At 65.4% G+C, this 12,419-nt stretch carries 15 protein-coding genes; 11 read left to right on the forward strand and 4 right to left on the reverse strand.

Going from position 1 to position 12,419, the window contains the following annotated elements; genetic code table 11:
• Positions 1-718: 718 nt before the first annotated feature.
• Positions 719-1,699, reverse strand: a complete 981-nt coding sequence (locus tag G406_RS48720) for a CPBP family intramembrane glutamic endopeptidase (protein WP_051342477.1) — start codon at positions 1,697-1,699, stop codon at positions 719-721.
• Between the two features lie 114 nt (positions 1,700-1,813).
• Between G406_RS48720 and G406_RS0121590 the strand changes: the two genes are divergently transcribed.
• On the forward strand, positions 1,814-2,350 hold the full coding sequence (locus G406_RS0121590; RefSeq protein WP_028935409.1) for a putative immunity protein: 537 nt from the start codon (positions 1,814-1,816) through the stop codon (positions 2,348-2,350).
• Here G406_RS0121590 and G406_RS0121595 read toward each other — a convergent pair.
• Together G406_RS0121595 and G406_RS0121600 are read right to left on the reverse strand one after the other, a co-directional pair.
• On the reverse strand, positions 2,334-3,236 hold the full coding sequence (locus tag G406_RS0121595; RefSeq protein ID WP_028935410.1) for an acyltransferase domain-containing protein: 903 nt from the start codon (positions 3,234-3,236) through the stop codon (positions 2,334-2,336). The two genes, G406_RS0121590 and G406_RS0121595, sit on opposite strands and share 17 nt — an antisense overlap.
• Positions 3,237-3,900: 664 nt before the next feature.
• Positions 3,901-4,506 carry a LysE family translocator gene (locus G406_RS0121600; protein WP_028935411.1) on the reverse strand — a complete coding sequence of 202 codons (606 nt, stop codon included), beginning with the start codon at positions 4,504-4,506 and terminating at the stop codon, positions 3,901-3,903.
• Between the two features lie 243 nt (positions 4,507-4,749).
• On the opposite strand from G406_RS0121600, the gene G406_RS59820 reads away from it, so the two are divergent.
• From G406_RS59820 to G406_RS48730, 8 genes are all read left to right on the forward strand, one after another.
• The gene (locus G406_RS59820; RefSeq protein WP_425414611.1) at positions 4,750-5,220 is read left to right on the forward strand and encodes a phosphotransferase; all 471 of its coding nucleotides are present in this window, start codon (positions 4,750-4,752) and stop codon (positions 5,218-5,220) included.
• Positions 5,109-5,423, forward strand: coding sequence for a hypothetical protein (locus G406_RS57855; protein ID WP_169736760.1), 315 nt, complete (start codon positions 5,109-5,111; stop codon positions 5,421-5,423). Before G406_RS59820 ends, G406_RS57855 begins: the two co-directional genes overlap by 112 nt.
• Positions 5,424-5,433: 10 nt before the next feature.
• Positions 5,434-5,694: a hypothetical protein gene (locus tag G406_RS0121615; protein WP_028935414.1), complete on the forward strand. Its 261-nt coding sequence runs from the start codon at positions 5,434-5,436 to the stop codon at positions 5,692-5,694.
• An 853-nt stretch (positions 5,695-6,547) separates the two neighbouring features.
• Positions 6,548-7,801, forward strand: coding sequence for an IS110 family RNA-guided transposase (locus G406_RS0121620; RefSeq protein WP_028935415.1), 1,254 nt, complete (start codon positions 6,548-6,550; stop codon positions 7,799-7,801).
• Positions 7,802-7,960: 159 nt separating this feature from the next.
• Positions 7,961-8,317, forward strand: coding sequence for a PadR family transcriptional regulator (locus tag G406_RS0121625; RefSeq protein WP_051342478.1), 357 nt, complete (start codon positions 7,961-7,963; stop codon positions 8,315-8,317).
• Positions 8,314-8,724, forward strand: a complete 411-nt coding sequence (locus G406_RS0121630; RefSeq protein ID WP_156935058.1) for a hypothetical protein — start codon at positions 8,314-8,316, stop codon at positions 8,722-8,724. The genes G406_RS0121625 and G406_RS0121630 overlap by 4 nt, the downstream gene beginning before the upstream one ends.
• Positions 8,724-9,491 carry an ATP-binding cassette domain-containing protein gene (locus G406_RS48725; protein ID WP_064742990.1) on the forward strand — a complete coding sequence of 256 codons (768 nt, stop codon included), beginning with the start codon at positions 8,724-8,726 and terminating at the stop codon, positions 9,489-9,491. Before G406_RS0121630 ends, G406_RS48725 begins: the two co-directional genes overlap by 1 nt.
• A gap of 4 nt (positions 9,492-9,495) precedes the next feature.
• A complete protein-coding gene (locus G406_RS48730; protein WP_051342480.1) occupies positions 9,496-10,179 on the forward strand; it encodes a hypothetical protein in 684 nt (227 codons plus the stop codon).
• Positions 10,180-10,683: 504 nt separating this feature from the next.
• On the opposite strand, the gene G406_RS0121645 is transcribed toward G406_RS48730, so the two are convergent.
• Positions 10,684-11,124 carry a hypothetical protein gene (locus tag G406_RS0121645; RefSeq protein WP_028935418.1) on the reverse strand — a complete coding sequence of 147 codons (441 nt, stop codon included), beginning with the start codon at positions 11,122-11,124 and terminating at the stop codon, positions 10,684-10,686.
• Between the two features lie 397 nt (positions 11,125-11,521).
• Here G406_RS0121645 and G406_RS48735 point away from each other — a divergent pair, with 397 nt between their 5' ends.
• Together G406_RS48735 and G406_RS56005 are read left to right on the forward strand one after the other, a co-directional pair.
• Entirely contained in the window at positions 11,522-11,971 is a 450-nt protein-coding gene (locus tag G406_RS48735) for a hypothetical protein (RefSeq protein WP_064742991.1), read from the forward strand.
• A 169-nt stretch (positions 11,972-12,140) separates the two neighbouring features.
• On the forward strand, positions 12,141-12,389 hold the full coding sequence (locus G406_RS56005; RefSeq protein ID WP_051342481.1) for a hypothetical protein: 249 nt from the start codon (positions 12,141-12,143) through the stop codon (positions 12,387-12,389).
• The last annotated feature ends 30 nt before the right edge of the window (positions 12,390-12,419 follow it).

Raw genomic sequence — 12,419 nt, forward strand, 5'->3', positions numbered from 1 at the left:
CTGTTGGGCAGCGGCTTGTCATACAGCCGCTTCCCAGCCAGGTCTAGACCGACAGCGTGGTGGGCACCCTTGCCGACGTCCAGGCCGAGGAACACCTCGTAACCGTTGTCCACGTGCGTACCGTCTCTCCTACCGAATGTGCCGGTCACCAGTCAGCATCGACAGCCGGCAGCCACGTTACGAAGAGACCTACCCAGAGGGTGGCCGTGTCCCTATTAGCGGTCCACCGATGCCACCAGACCCGGTGACACCACCCCCCGGATCATGCGTGCGACTGGGGGTGTAAGTCATACCGGGCCTGGCGACCGGAGCTCCTTGATCAGGAGCCACGAAGAAGGTAACGGGGCCAGTGCGGGATCGGTGAGTGCGATGGAACCGATCGAGGTCAGTCCACCGGCAGCGGTGGATGCCAGCAGACGGTCGTGCACTACCGGTAGTTCTCTGATGCGCAGTGCGGGCACGATTGTGCCCGCGCCATCGTGCGGTGGCTTCAGCCAGGCTCGACCGCCTTGCACCCACCACAGCATGGCACTGAGCACCACGACGATCGCGAGAACCGACCATGGGATGATCCCCTTCACCAGCGCCGCCCGCGGTATCGGTTGCGAGCTTCGGGTGTCTCGCCCTGTCTCCGTCACGGGCGGACTAAAGTATTTCCCCGGTTAGCGCCGCGACTAGGCTGATCTAAAGCGGAGACCCGTTCATGGTGAGGTCTGGATCAGGGGTCGCAGTGAGGGTGTGTGCGATGGCGGTGCACCATAGTTCGAATGCTGTTGCGGTGGCGTCCGCGAGTCGTTCGCTGGCGGCGCCGGTTCCCATCGCGATTAGGTGTGCGCCGGCCGCGGCCCGATCTAGCACCGATGACCGCGAATGCAACGGTGGCACCCAGCAGATATCCGACAACCATCACCTCGCTTCCTCCGGGCGCAAGGTGGACGTCGACGCCGGTGTCGAAACCGGCCGGGGCGATGAAGATCCGGTTGACGGTGAGGAACGTCAGGTGCGCGGCGACGCAGACCCAGACCGAGCCACAGGCGATCCGAGCAGTCACCAGCATGGCCCCGAATACCGCGAGCAGGACCGCGTAAGCCGCCGGGTCCTGCCCACCTGGTGCGAACGTCACCGGCTCCGCGTGCCCCCAGATCAGCAGATCGAGCCCCGCGCCCACCGCGATACCGATCGACGGGGCGATCACGAACAGCGCCGTGGTGCCCGCTCCCGCCAGCCTCGGCCGCCAACGATCGGCAAGCGCGGAGAAGGTGTAGCCGCGCAGCGTGAGCTCCTCCGGCACGGCTTCCAACAGCAGCGCCAAGACGGTGTTGACCAGCAAAAAGCTAGCGAGGGACCATCTGTCCACCGAGTCCACACGCAGAGTGCCTGCCGCGGCGCCGACGCCGAGCACCAGCCCAGCGGACGTGCCAACCACGATGAACCCGTACCCGGCGGTTGCCGGCCTGCGAAGCCCCATCTCGCCCACCGGGCGGCGATCCCATTTCCCACGCAGTGACAACACCAGCGGAACGGCGATCATGAACAGCGTCACCGCCGGGATCGCCTTCGCCGTGATTCCGGTCAACCCGAAGTGTTCGCTGCCCGCGACCCCGGCCGTGTGCGCGACCCCGGAGGCGACGGCGAACACCAGGACGCCCAGCGCCGCACGAGCGAACGCACGGCGCCTCACACGATCGTGCTGGTCCATGCGAAGTAGTGTGTCTTAAGGACCGACGGCATCCGGGTGAGCGAAGGGCCTGGCTACTGGGGGGCCGCTTGTGGACATATCTGGCGACTCCTGGCAGGTGAGACGATCGACTTCATGGCGACCGTGACCGGTGACTTCGAGCTGACCAGCGACGAGTTGCGAGTCGTAGCACGTCACGTCACTGAGACCGCTCAGGAAGTTCTCTCTGTGTTCGAGAACGTCGCCCCGAGCGAGCGACGACCGCGCGCCGCTCTCGACGCCGCGTGGGAGTTCGTCAACGGCGCCCGCGGGACCACGCTCCAGCGCGTCACTTCGTTGGATGCGCACCGGGCAGCGAAAGAGGCGCCCGCCGAAGCGTCACGTCTCGCTGCACAAGCCGCAGGGGACGCCGCGTCTGCCGCATACCTGCACCCGATCGCCAAAGCTCACCAGGTGGGCCACGTCCTTCGCGCCGCTGCGAATGCATCGCGCATAGCGGAGATCAATTCAGGCGACGATCCCGACGTCGGCGACAACATGATCGAGCAGGCTCGCGAGCGAGCCACGCCGGTCCCGATCGATATGCTTCGCAGGTATCCGTTCGTGCCAGCTGGCAAGAGCCGCATCATGGTTGTGGTGGAGGTCATCGAGCACCTCATCGGATCGAGGTAGGCAGAGGTATCCACCCGAGCCGGATGCGCCAGTGTCTACCCTCTCGTAGGTGTCCCACAACCGCGCGTTGCAGGAATGTCGCCGGCTCCGGTAATCGCGGGTCCGAGGTCTCGAGTACCCAATCCAGGATCGCGCGGTCGCCGTTCGCCGCATCCGGCACGAGATGAAACCGCGCGGCGAACCGTATGATGTCGGAATCTGCGGGGAGGTACTCAGCCAGTTGTGGATCCAATAACCAGGACCGGCAGTGTGCGATCCTGGAGGAATCCTCCGGGAAGTGGCGGGTGAGGAATCGTCGTGCGTTGCTCAACGCCAAGCTGCATTCCTCCGGTGGCAGCGGGCCTGTCACCGGAACGTGCACGCTGAGCGCGTCGGCGGCGCTGTGGCCCGCTAGTGCGGTCGCCAGCTCGGGTCCGAGGAAGTCACGCTCGAATGTGAACCGTCCGATCCGGAATGCGAGCCCTCGGAATACTGTGACGACCCACTCGGGTCCCTCCAGTCCACCGTGGCCGTGGATTCGCCGGTGTCGGGCGAGGTTGATGGCCAACGACTCGAGGGTGGCCCACGACACGTCGCTCGGGATGGCGCGCTCCCGGTGGTAGGCCAGTACGTGGGGCAGCAGGGCCAGGCACACGTGCGCGTAGAAGTAGCGACCCGCTGCTCCGGAGTCAGACGGTGACGGGCGTAGCCGGGGGGTCATTGCTCGCCGTCCCAGTGTGTGTAGGACGGCCTGTGCGGTCTCCTCCACCAGCTCGCACGGCCGTGGCGAGCGGGGCAGAGTCGCGATCAGTTCGCGTCGGTCGTCGCCGAAGATTCGCAGCTGGTCGAGCGCCTCACCCAGCTCGGATCCGTCCCGCAGATAGGCTCCACCGTCGGTGCTGATCATCGGCCGACACCCCATCCAACCAGCGCCAGTGGCGCTGTTACGGCCGACACCACGATGTTCGGGACCCTGCGGATCAAGGTTCAGTCCATTCATCGTCTGCGAATGAGATTTCGGACCGGCGGGAATCTACCGGCGATGGAACCGTTATTAGGATAAGGAAATATTAATGAACCGTTAAGATAACGGAGTGCGCCATCGCCTGCCACTGTATTAAGTATTTCGCGGTATCTCCAGGATGAGAATCGACTGACTCTCGAAGGGTTGGTCCAGGTAGTAGAAGTATGGTTCGCTAGAAGCAGAGTAGTGGTCGCTATCCGACGAGATGCATTCCGGCAACTTTATTGCGGGTGGGAGAGGCGGTCGCGGGCGAACCCGATGAGCTCGGCGCTGTAGCGGGCCGATTCACTCGTATACAGGCCGTGGTCGGCGCCGTCGGCACTGCTGACTCCGCCGCAGTCATCGGGCGAAGGTGCCGCTGATCCGCTGGAGGGTGGTGCGCAGTGTCGTGGTATCGGCGAGCGCCAGGTTGGACAGGCACGCAAAGTAGGGCCAACTCGGCTGCGTCCTCGTTGACGAGCACCCTGTTGTCGACCGGTGATGGGTTGTTCGATCCGCCGGCGGTGGCCGTGAGCTGCTCGCAACCATCTCCGACGGTCGATTCCCGTCAACTGGTGAACAAGAGTCTGGCGCCGAGCGCGATGAACGAAGCCGCGAATATCCGTCTCATCCAGGACAACGCCCCGGGTCGGGAGATTACCTGATTTCGTACCGAGGCGGCACAGAGGCCGTATACGATGAACATGGCAAAGGTGAGGAGCATGAAGACTGCGCTCAACCCCAGCATTCGACCGACTAAATTCGGGTCGTCGGGACTCACGAACTGGGGTAGAAATGCGAAGAAGAACAGGGTGAGTTTCGGGTTCAGGATGTTGATCAGTATTCCTGATATTATCACCCGGACCGCGGAGTGGGGAGTCAGGTGGTCTAGTGCGACGGCGTCTTCGTCTCGCAGCATCGCCCATGCCATGTACAAGAGGTAGGCGACGCCAAGGTATTTCACGATCTGGAAGGCGAGTGCGCTGGTGTGTAGCAGCACGGCGATGCCGGTGACGGTCGCCAGCATGTGCGGAACGATGCCGAGCGTGCAGCCGGTCGCGGCGATCACGCTGGCCTTGCTGCCCTGGGAGATACCGGCGGACAGGGTGTAGATGACGCCGGTCCCAGGTATGGCGACCACGATCAGTGTGGTCACCAGGAAGGCGATGCTCATGTGTGCACTCTGTCGCCGAGGCGGCCCGCAGTGCAGTGCCAAAAAGAGTGAGATTACCGGTTCCATAACCGCCGGTCCACCGAGAACGCTGTGTCGGTGACTGTCCGAGCGAATCCGGCTTGCGTGCTCAAGCGAAGTACCGCGATCCTGGCCCGTGTGATTTCGGACGGCCTGACTTCGAGCGGGATGGCGGTGACCGCTGAGCGGTTCGGGCTTGGCCCGTTGCTCGGTGAACCGGAGCTGATGGCCCGAGGCGCGGTATCGAATCGGGTGCGGCGGGTGCGGACCGGACACGGCTCGTTCGTGGTGAACGAGATGGTGTCACACGCCGATCGCGAGTGGTTCGTGCCCTCGGTGGAGGCTGCTTTCGCCATTGAGCATCGAGCCAGGTCCGCGGGCGTGGTCATGCCGGAGCCGTTGCCGGTCCCCCGGACCGGCCGCTGTCTGGCTCGGGTCGAGGGCCGCCTGGTGCGAGTGCATCGGTGGATGGAGGGCCGCAGCCCACTCTCGGATGAGGTGGATGGCGTGCTCGCCGGGTCAGCGGGGGAGTTGTTGGCCGGTATCCACCGTGCGTCGGATCACCAGGTCACAGTGACGGGATCGTGGAGCCACTTGCGTCGAGCCACTGGCACGGACTGGCCGACCGGATCTCCGAGCGCGCCCCGCTGTTGGCGGCGCGGGTACGTGCTGATGCGGGCTCATGGGAAGAGTTGATGGTGCGGACTGCCGTCGCCGAGCGTTCGAGTGATGTTCTGAACAGTCATGCTGATCTCGACCCGAAGAACACGCTGCTGCGCACTGACGGTTCGTTGGCCGCGGTCGACTGGGACGCGGCTCGCCCGGTGAGCGCAGGTCAGGAATTGGTGCAGATCATGCTGGACTGGTCGGTGCGGGGGTACGCCGGCTGCAGGGTTTGACGATGCGCGGATGTGTTCGGTCCTGGACGGGTACCGGGCGGCCGGCGGCCCGGCGCTGGTCGCGGCGGTTCCCGAGGCATTCGGCTCGTGGGTGGGTTCCTGGGTGTGGTGGCTGGACTTCCAGTTGGAGGAGAGCATCGCCGCCGGTGTGGATCCCGAGAACGGGATCGAGCAGGCGACGAGTGCGATGGACTCGTTGCGGCAGACATTCGATGAGCTGGACGCCTGGACGGCGCTGCTGCGAACCAGGCAGTCAGGTTCGCTGCGGTGAGGGCGAGCTCGACCCATGTTCGCGCCGACGATCAAGAGAGGTTGCTGCAGGTCCTGGTGGCGGCATATCGGACCTCGAATGTGATCACCCCGTCGGCGGTGCGCCAGGGGGTCGTGGCGCATACCCGGCGAGCGGCGGGCATACATGCCGGCGCGAAAGGTCTTGCTCAGGCTTATTCTAACCGGCAGTGGATGCGCGGAGCGACACTATCGTTGATCTTTATGCAAGATACCTACGCAAGAATCTGACTCGTCATATCGATGAAGCGGATCATCACACTCACCGTGATTTCCCAAGCACGGCGGTGAATTGGGCTCCATGGCATTACAAGGGGGACCTGCTGATCGCTCGGGGCTGTTTTGCTTGCCGGTACTTGCCGCAGTGGCCTCAGCCGGGCCTGCGCCAATCACAGCGCCGCCCATGATGACAGTCACCGCCGCAGCAACGACAGCAGCCTTACACTTGCGGTTCATCTGGCAGCTCCTTGCATGATTCAGTAGCCATCGCCTCGTCCACCCTCGGCGGTTCGGCCGGCCGACGATGTGCGGGCGCGTCGTTGCCGGACCTCGCCGGATCGTCTTCACCGTGGATCCACCCACTGGAGCCTAATGGGGGTAACCGGGCTGATCTAGTGCATGATCACGTTCGGTGGCTGCTGGTTGGTGAGCACTCGCGGAGTCAGGACCCCGAAGGGGAGTCCTAAGCAGAGACCGTGCCCCGGCCGGTAGTCGGGAGGGCTGAGACCGCTGATGGGATGACATGCCCGATGTTGTGGGTCGTGAGCACTGGACCATTAGGCTGGGGCGCACCTCCCGCAGCTGCTGTGACCTGTCCGGTAGAGCGTGTGAGGTGATTGTTCAGTGTATTCGTGGGTGATGACTGGGCCCAGGACCACCATGATGTGGAGATCCAGGACCAGAGCGGTCGCCGAGTGGCTGCGATGCGACTCCCTGAGGGCGTTGCGGGGTTGGCCCGATTGCACGCGTTGATCGCTGAGCATGCCGGCGGGCTCGAGCCTGACCAGGTGGCGATCGGGATCGAAACCGATCGTGGTCCGTGGGTGCACGGATTGGTCTGCGCCGGTTACCGGGTGTTCGCGATCAACCCGCGCCAGGCAGCACGGTTCCGCGAGCGATACGCCATTTCCGGAGCGAAGAGCGACACCGGCGACGCGCATGCCTTGGCCGATATGGTTCGCACCGACGCGCACCAACTGCGCGAGGTTGCTGGCGACAGTGACCTGGCTGAGGCAATCAAAGTTCTGGTCCGTGCGCACCAGAACCTGATCTGGGATCGGACTCGTCAGGTGCAGCGGCTGCGCGTGGGGTTGCGGGAGTACTTCCCGGTCGCGCTGGAGGCGTTCGAAGATCTTGCTGGCGCGGACGCGTTAGAGCTACTGGCTAGGGCGGCGCCAGACCCGGTCATGGCCGCGCGGTTGAACCGCACACAGATCAGCGGTGCGCTGCGGCGGGCACGCCGCAACCACGTTGAGCTCAAGACTGAACGGGTCCGGACGGCGTTGCGGTCTGAACAACTAAGCCAACCGAGGGAACTCAGCGCCGCGTTCGCAGTGGTGACCTGCTCGTTGACCGCGCTGATCGCCGGGTTGAACACTCAGATCGCCGCAATGCATAAAGAGGTCGCCAGCTACTTCGAACGCCACCCCGCCGCGTCGATCTACCGCGCCCAGCCCGGTCTAGCAGCGGTGCTGAGCGCTCGGGTGCTGGCCGAATTCGGCGACGACCCTGCCCGGTACGCGGACGCGAAAGCCCGAAAGAACTACGCGGGCACCAGCCCGATCACCCGCCAGTCCGGCATGAAAAAGACCGTGCAGGCCCGGTTCGTGCACAACGACCGCCTGGTCGACGCGTTGCACCGGCAAGCCCAAGGGGCATTGACCGGCAGCCCCGGCGCCCGCGACTACTACGACCGGCAGCGCGCACGCGGCCTTGGGTACCAGCCTGCGCTGCGCCAGCTCGCCAACCGCCTGGTCGGCATCCTGCACGGCTGCCTCAGGAACGGAACGCCCTACGACGAAGACACCGCCTGGCCTCCAAGGCGCCCCTTGAACCCGAGCCGGCTGCGCGGCCAACCACCACACAGATGAGCAGCGTCGCAGTCAGCTAGGCGTCGGACCGTTTCAGCGTCACCGGTCTCTCGGAAGAGGCCGCCCAAGCGAGTGTCACCGTGGACTACCCACTCGCCAGCATGAAGCCGAGGGGATAGAACTGGCGCGATTGCGGGCTACCTATATAGAGTTAGGGGTATGTCGAGTCCTCGTGTGACGGTGCAGACGCAGGCGGTGCTGGCCGCGTTCTTGGATCGGTTGGACGACGCTGAGGAGCTGTGGGGGTTCGAGCTGAGCAAAGCCAGTGGGCTCGCGGCAGGAACGATCTATCCGATCCTGGCTCGGTTGACCGCGGCTGGTTGGGTTACCGACCGTTGGGAAGACCCGGAGGTGGCGCACGCGCAGAAGCGCCCACCGCGGCGTTACTACCGGTTGACGGTGCAGGGACGGGCCAGGGCAGTGCACACGTTGGCCCAGACTGCGCCCGCTCGTGCCGGTCTGGCCCGTTTACTGCGTACGCGCCCGGACGGCGAAGCCGGAGGCGGTGCGGTGTGAACGCCGAGCATGGAATCCGACCTGAGCTGCGCAGCGCCGCGATGCTGTGCGCGTTGGTCGTCGTGCTCTCCGTGACACAGCTGATGCTGCCGAGATCACCCGTCGTTGTGCTGGCGGGGCTGGCCGTGGCCCTGGCGATTCGAGTGCTGAGAGGTCTGGCTGACAGTGCCCGGGACGGTGTTCCGGGCTGGTTGGCCTCAGCCGGCGCGGTCCTGCCGCATGAGGAGCGTGCCCAGTGGCTGGCGGTGGTTGCGTCGGTCTTGCACGCTGAGGCCAACCCTCGGGACCGGCGCCGGCAAGTAATCGGGTTCCTGGGTTCCATTCCGACGACCGCGGCCACCAGCTGGTGGCTCACTATCCGGCGCCCCACAGGGTCGGCCCGGGCGGGGTCCGAGGGTGAACGGTGATGGCGGCAGACAACTCGGTACATCTACGTCGAGTGGCGAAGCGCTATCGCGGCCACACCGTGTTGAGTGAGATCAACCTGCGTCTGTCCAGCGGGGAGGTGACCGCGATACTCGGGGCGAACGGCTGCGGCAAGTCGACACTGCTGCGCATCGCGGCCGGCATCACCGCTCCTTCGCAAGGCCGTGTGCTGGGCAGACCGCGCTCGGTCGGCTACCTACCCGACCGTTTCCCGGCACAGTTGCGACTCTCGGCGTCAAGCTACCTGCGCTCGATGGGCGCGTTGCACGCCCGAGAGCCCGACGCCCGAGTCGAGAAGCCACGAGCCCAGATGCTGCTGCTTGATCAGCTGCGATTTACCGGCGACTCGTCCGCCCCGATGTCCACCTTGTCCAAGGGCAACGCGCAGAAGGTCGGGTTGGTACAGGCGCTGTGCGGCGGCAGCGGGTTGATTGTCCTGGACGAACCGTGGTCCGGGCTCGACCCGGCTGTCGCACCGGTGCTCGCCCAACAGCTGATCGACAGGGCACGCGCCGGTGCCGCAGTACTGGTCACCGACCACACCGGCCTGTCGGAGTCGTTGCCGGGACACCGACTACGGATGGCCGAAGGCCGCCTGACACCCGAGCAGATCACCCAACAACCAGGGCCACGAGGAGACCCGCGTGCGGAGTTGACGACAATCACCATCGAGGTGCCTCGGCATCGACGCGAGGAAATCCTGAACACAGTGCGCGCTATGGGCGGCCGACCACTGGGGCCGAGGTAATGAGATGACACCGCTCGTCACCTCGCGTGCGGCGCTCGCGGTGTCACGCTATTTGGCTGCCGATCTGCTGCGGTCGCAACGATTCCTGCTACCGGTGCTGGCCTACCTCACGGTGGTGATGGTGCTGATGGGCGGTGACCCAGGACCACCGCCACAGCTATGGGGCGCCAGTGTCGGATTGCTGTACCCGATCAGTGCCTGGCTGACGATCGTCGTCGCCAACGCCGAAGACCCCAGCGCACGCCACGTCACCGTCACCGCTGCCGGAGGCTGGCTCCGAGTCCAGATCGGCGTCCTGATCACCTGCCTGGGCGCTGACCTCATCCTGCTCGCCGCGGCGGTGCTCCGTCCGCTACTCCCACTCGGCGGAACGCCCTACCCCTACACGCCGCGAATGCTGCTCATCGGGGCATTGGCGCACCTGGCAGCAGCAGGCGCCGGCACCGCACTGGGCTTGCTATTTGGTCCACCGATCGTCGCCCGGATCGGCTGGAGCGCAGTCGCCACTGGCCTGGCCGTACTCATGACAGTGACCCAACCCTGGCTACCGCCCGTCGGCACAGCGATCCGGACCTTAGAACAGCCACATCAGCCGCTGCTCGGACTGGCACTCGGCGCCGCGTTCAGCGTGCTGATCGCTGGGCTAGCCTGCGCGACCGTAGTCCGCATCGCCCCACGCCGATCTTAAACTGGACCAACGGACCACAACCGACGCCGCACTCCGCACGGCCCAGACGGCAGCCATACCGCTGGGCCACGCGCTCAAGGCCGCGCGGCCAAGAGCTGCTGATCGACCCGCGGTTGGCGGGACTGTGTCTGCTGGCCCCGGCCTAGCACCGGCCGCCCCTCCACACCCATGAACCTGGCCCATCCGCCCGGGTGAATCGCAAAAGCGGCGATCCACCCGCGCGGACGAGCCAGAACCCTGGGCGCGGAGCCACTACGGCCGATGCCGGGGCGCCGCTAAGCGCCAGGCAGATGCCCGCCGCCCAGCCCTAACGGGGCCAGCAAAGACCCGCCCAGCTTGCGTTGAGAAGCCCAGGGATGTCTCTGTGACCGGATGTCACCCGGTGGTCTCGGACATCGTCAATCGGGTCCGGGTCCGAGACCACCGAACCGCTGGGGAGCGGCGAGCTTTGAGTCGCCAGGGCGGTCCTGCCTAGTGCCACCGCACTAGCGCTCGACCTGGCTGTCACTGAGTGGGTAGCCCGGTGGTCAGCTCGGGCTGCGCGCCCAGGTCCGACACAGCTGAGTGCACCGCGTCCGTGGGTTCGTCGCGACTGGGCAGCGCCGGCGCAGGGGCGGAGCTCGGGGTGGCCGGAGCGTGTGCGTGCCGGGCCGATGCGGGTGTGGTCGGGTGATGGGCGGGCGAGCCGGTCGAGTCGTTGTTCCTGCCGACGGAGATCTCGTCGGCGCCCCGGGCGGCCATGCCGTCCTTGCCCGTCTTGCCGTCTTCTCCCGTGCTGTCCCTGCGCGGTTCGCCGGCTCGATGTGCATCGGCGAGGCGCTGCGGCGTTGAGTGAGCCGGCTCGATGATCGAGCTCGCCGATGCGGGACCGGCGGTCAGAATCGCGGCACCGGTCAGGGCGGCGAGCGCGGACGCCACCACAGTGGTTCTGTGCTTGCGGTTCATCGGGGTGACCCGGCTCCTTGCGGTTGCGTCACGAATCGGCTGGCGTGCGGACGGCAACCACCGGAGCACTCGTGCTCAATTCGTGGCCGCCGTTGCCTGCAAAGTACGGAACCACTGACCGTGTTGATAGCGGGATAACTGGCCGACAAATCAGTAACAAGTCTTGACCGAGAGTTTCCTGCGGTCTGTAGACGGACGAACGGCGCACAGCGCGTTGTTGAGAGATTTATCGGGTCGGTGGCGGACAACACGCCCACGCACCGGGTCCGCTGATCGGTGGGAGTACCTTCGGTCGCCGCGTCCGAGAAAGTCGCGTCGCCTGAGGGCAGTGAGAAGCGGGGGATATGGCGTGGATATGTCGTCGCCAGCAAGGAATGCGGCACCATCATGGATGCGCATGGTGGTGAATGCCGCACGGGCGGCCCCGTTCGTCGTCTTCGCGGTGGGTAGCATCTGGGCGGCAGGACGTGCACCGCAGGGACGTCGATCACCTCGGTTCGACTGGACCATCACCACTGAGATCGCGTCACATGCGCTGAGCAAGATTCCGCATCTGAAATGGGCCGCGGTGTTGTTCCTCCTCGCGGTTGTCGCGGTTGGCGTGTCGCGCGCGGGGCTCGCCGCACTCGCCACGTTCACGGTCGGCCTGGGGTGGGAACTCGCCGAGACCACGGTGATCGGGCACCACGCCGCGCTGATCGACCTGTTGCCCGATCTCGTGGCGGTACTCGCGGGCTGGCTACTGGTCAGCGGTACCCGCGCTGCTGCACAGAGTGCGCGCAGTCGGTGGGGCGACACGTGCCGGAGGCGAGCGCAGGAGCTGACCGCGATGAACCAGCAGCAATGAGCACACCCAGCAGCTGTGTGGTATGGCGTGGATAGGGAAACGAATGGTGCGCAACACATCAATGGGGCACCCCGACAATGCATGATCCATCCCACCAAGTCCGGAGTTCTAGGGCCCGTCAGATCACAAACTTCATCCGTTGTGACGCGGGTCGATTGATACTGGCTAGGTGAGCACACTCGACACACCGAGACCGGCAAGCGGTACGGACGTCTCCGAGCTTGCCGCCGTACTGGCCAGGGCATTCCAGTTCGACCCGGTGACCAGCTGGATCATGCCGGATGACGAAAGGCGCAGGCGAAATCTGCCGGGGATCTATGTCCGTCAGCTGAGCACTTGGTTCATCGTCCACGGCGTCACCGAGGTGTGTCACCGGGACGGTCAGATCGTCGCAGGCACGCTGTGGAGCACGCCGTAACACCCGAACCCGCCGGCACTGATCCAGTCG

It is taken from the genome of Actinospineispora spinosispora DSM 44797, assembly GCF_000429025.1.
Lineage (GTDB): Bacteria > Actinomycetota > Actinomycetes > Mycobacteriales > Pseudonocardiaceae > Pseudonocardia > Pseudonocardia spinosispora.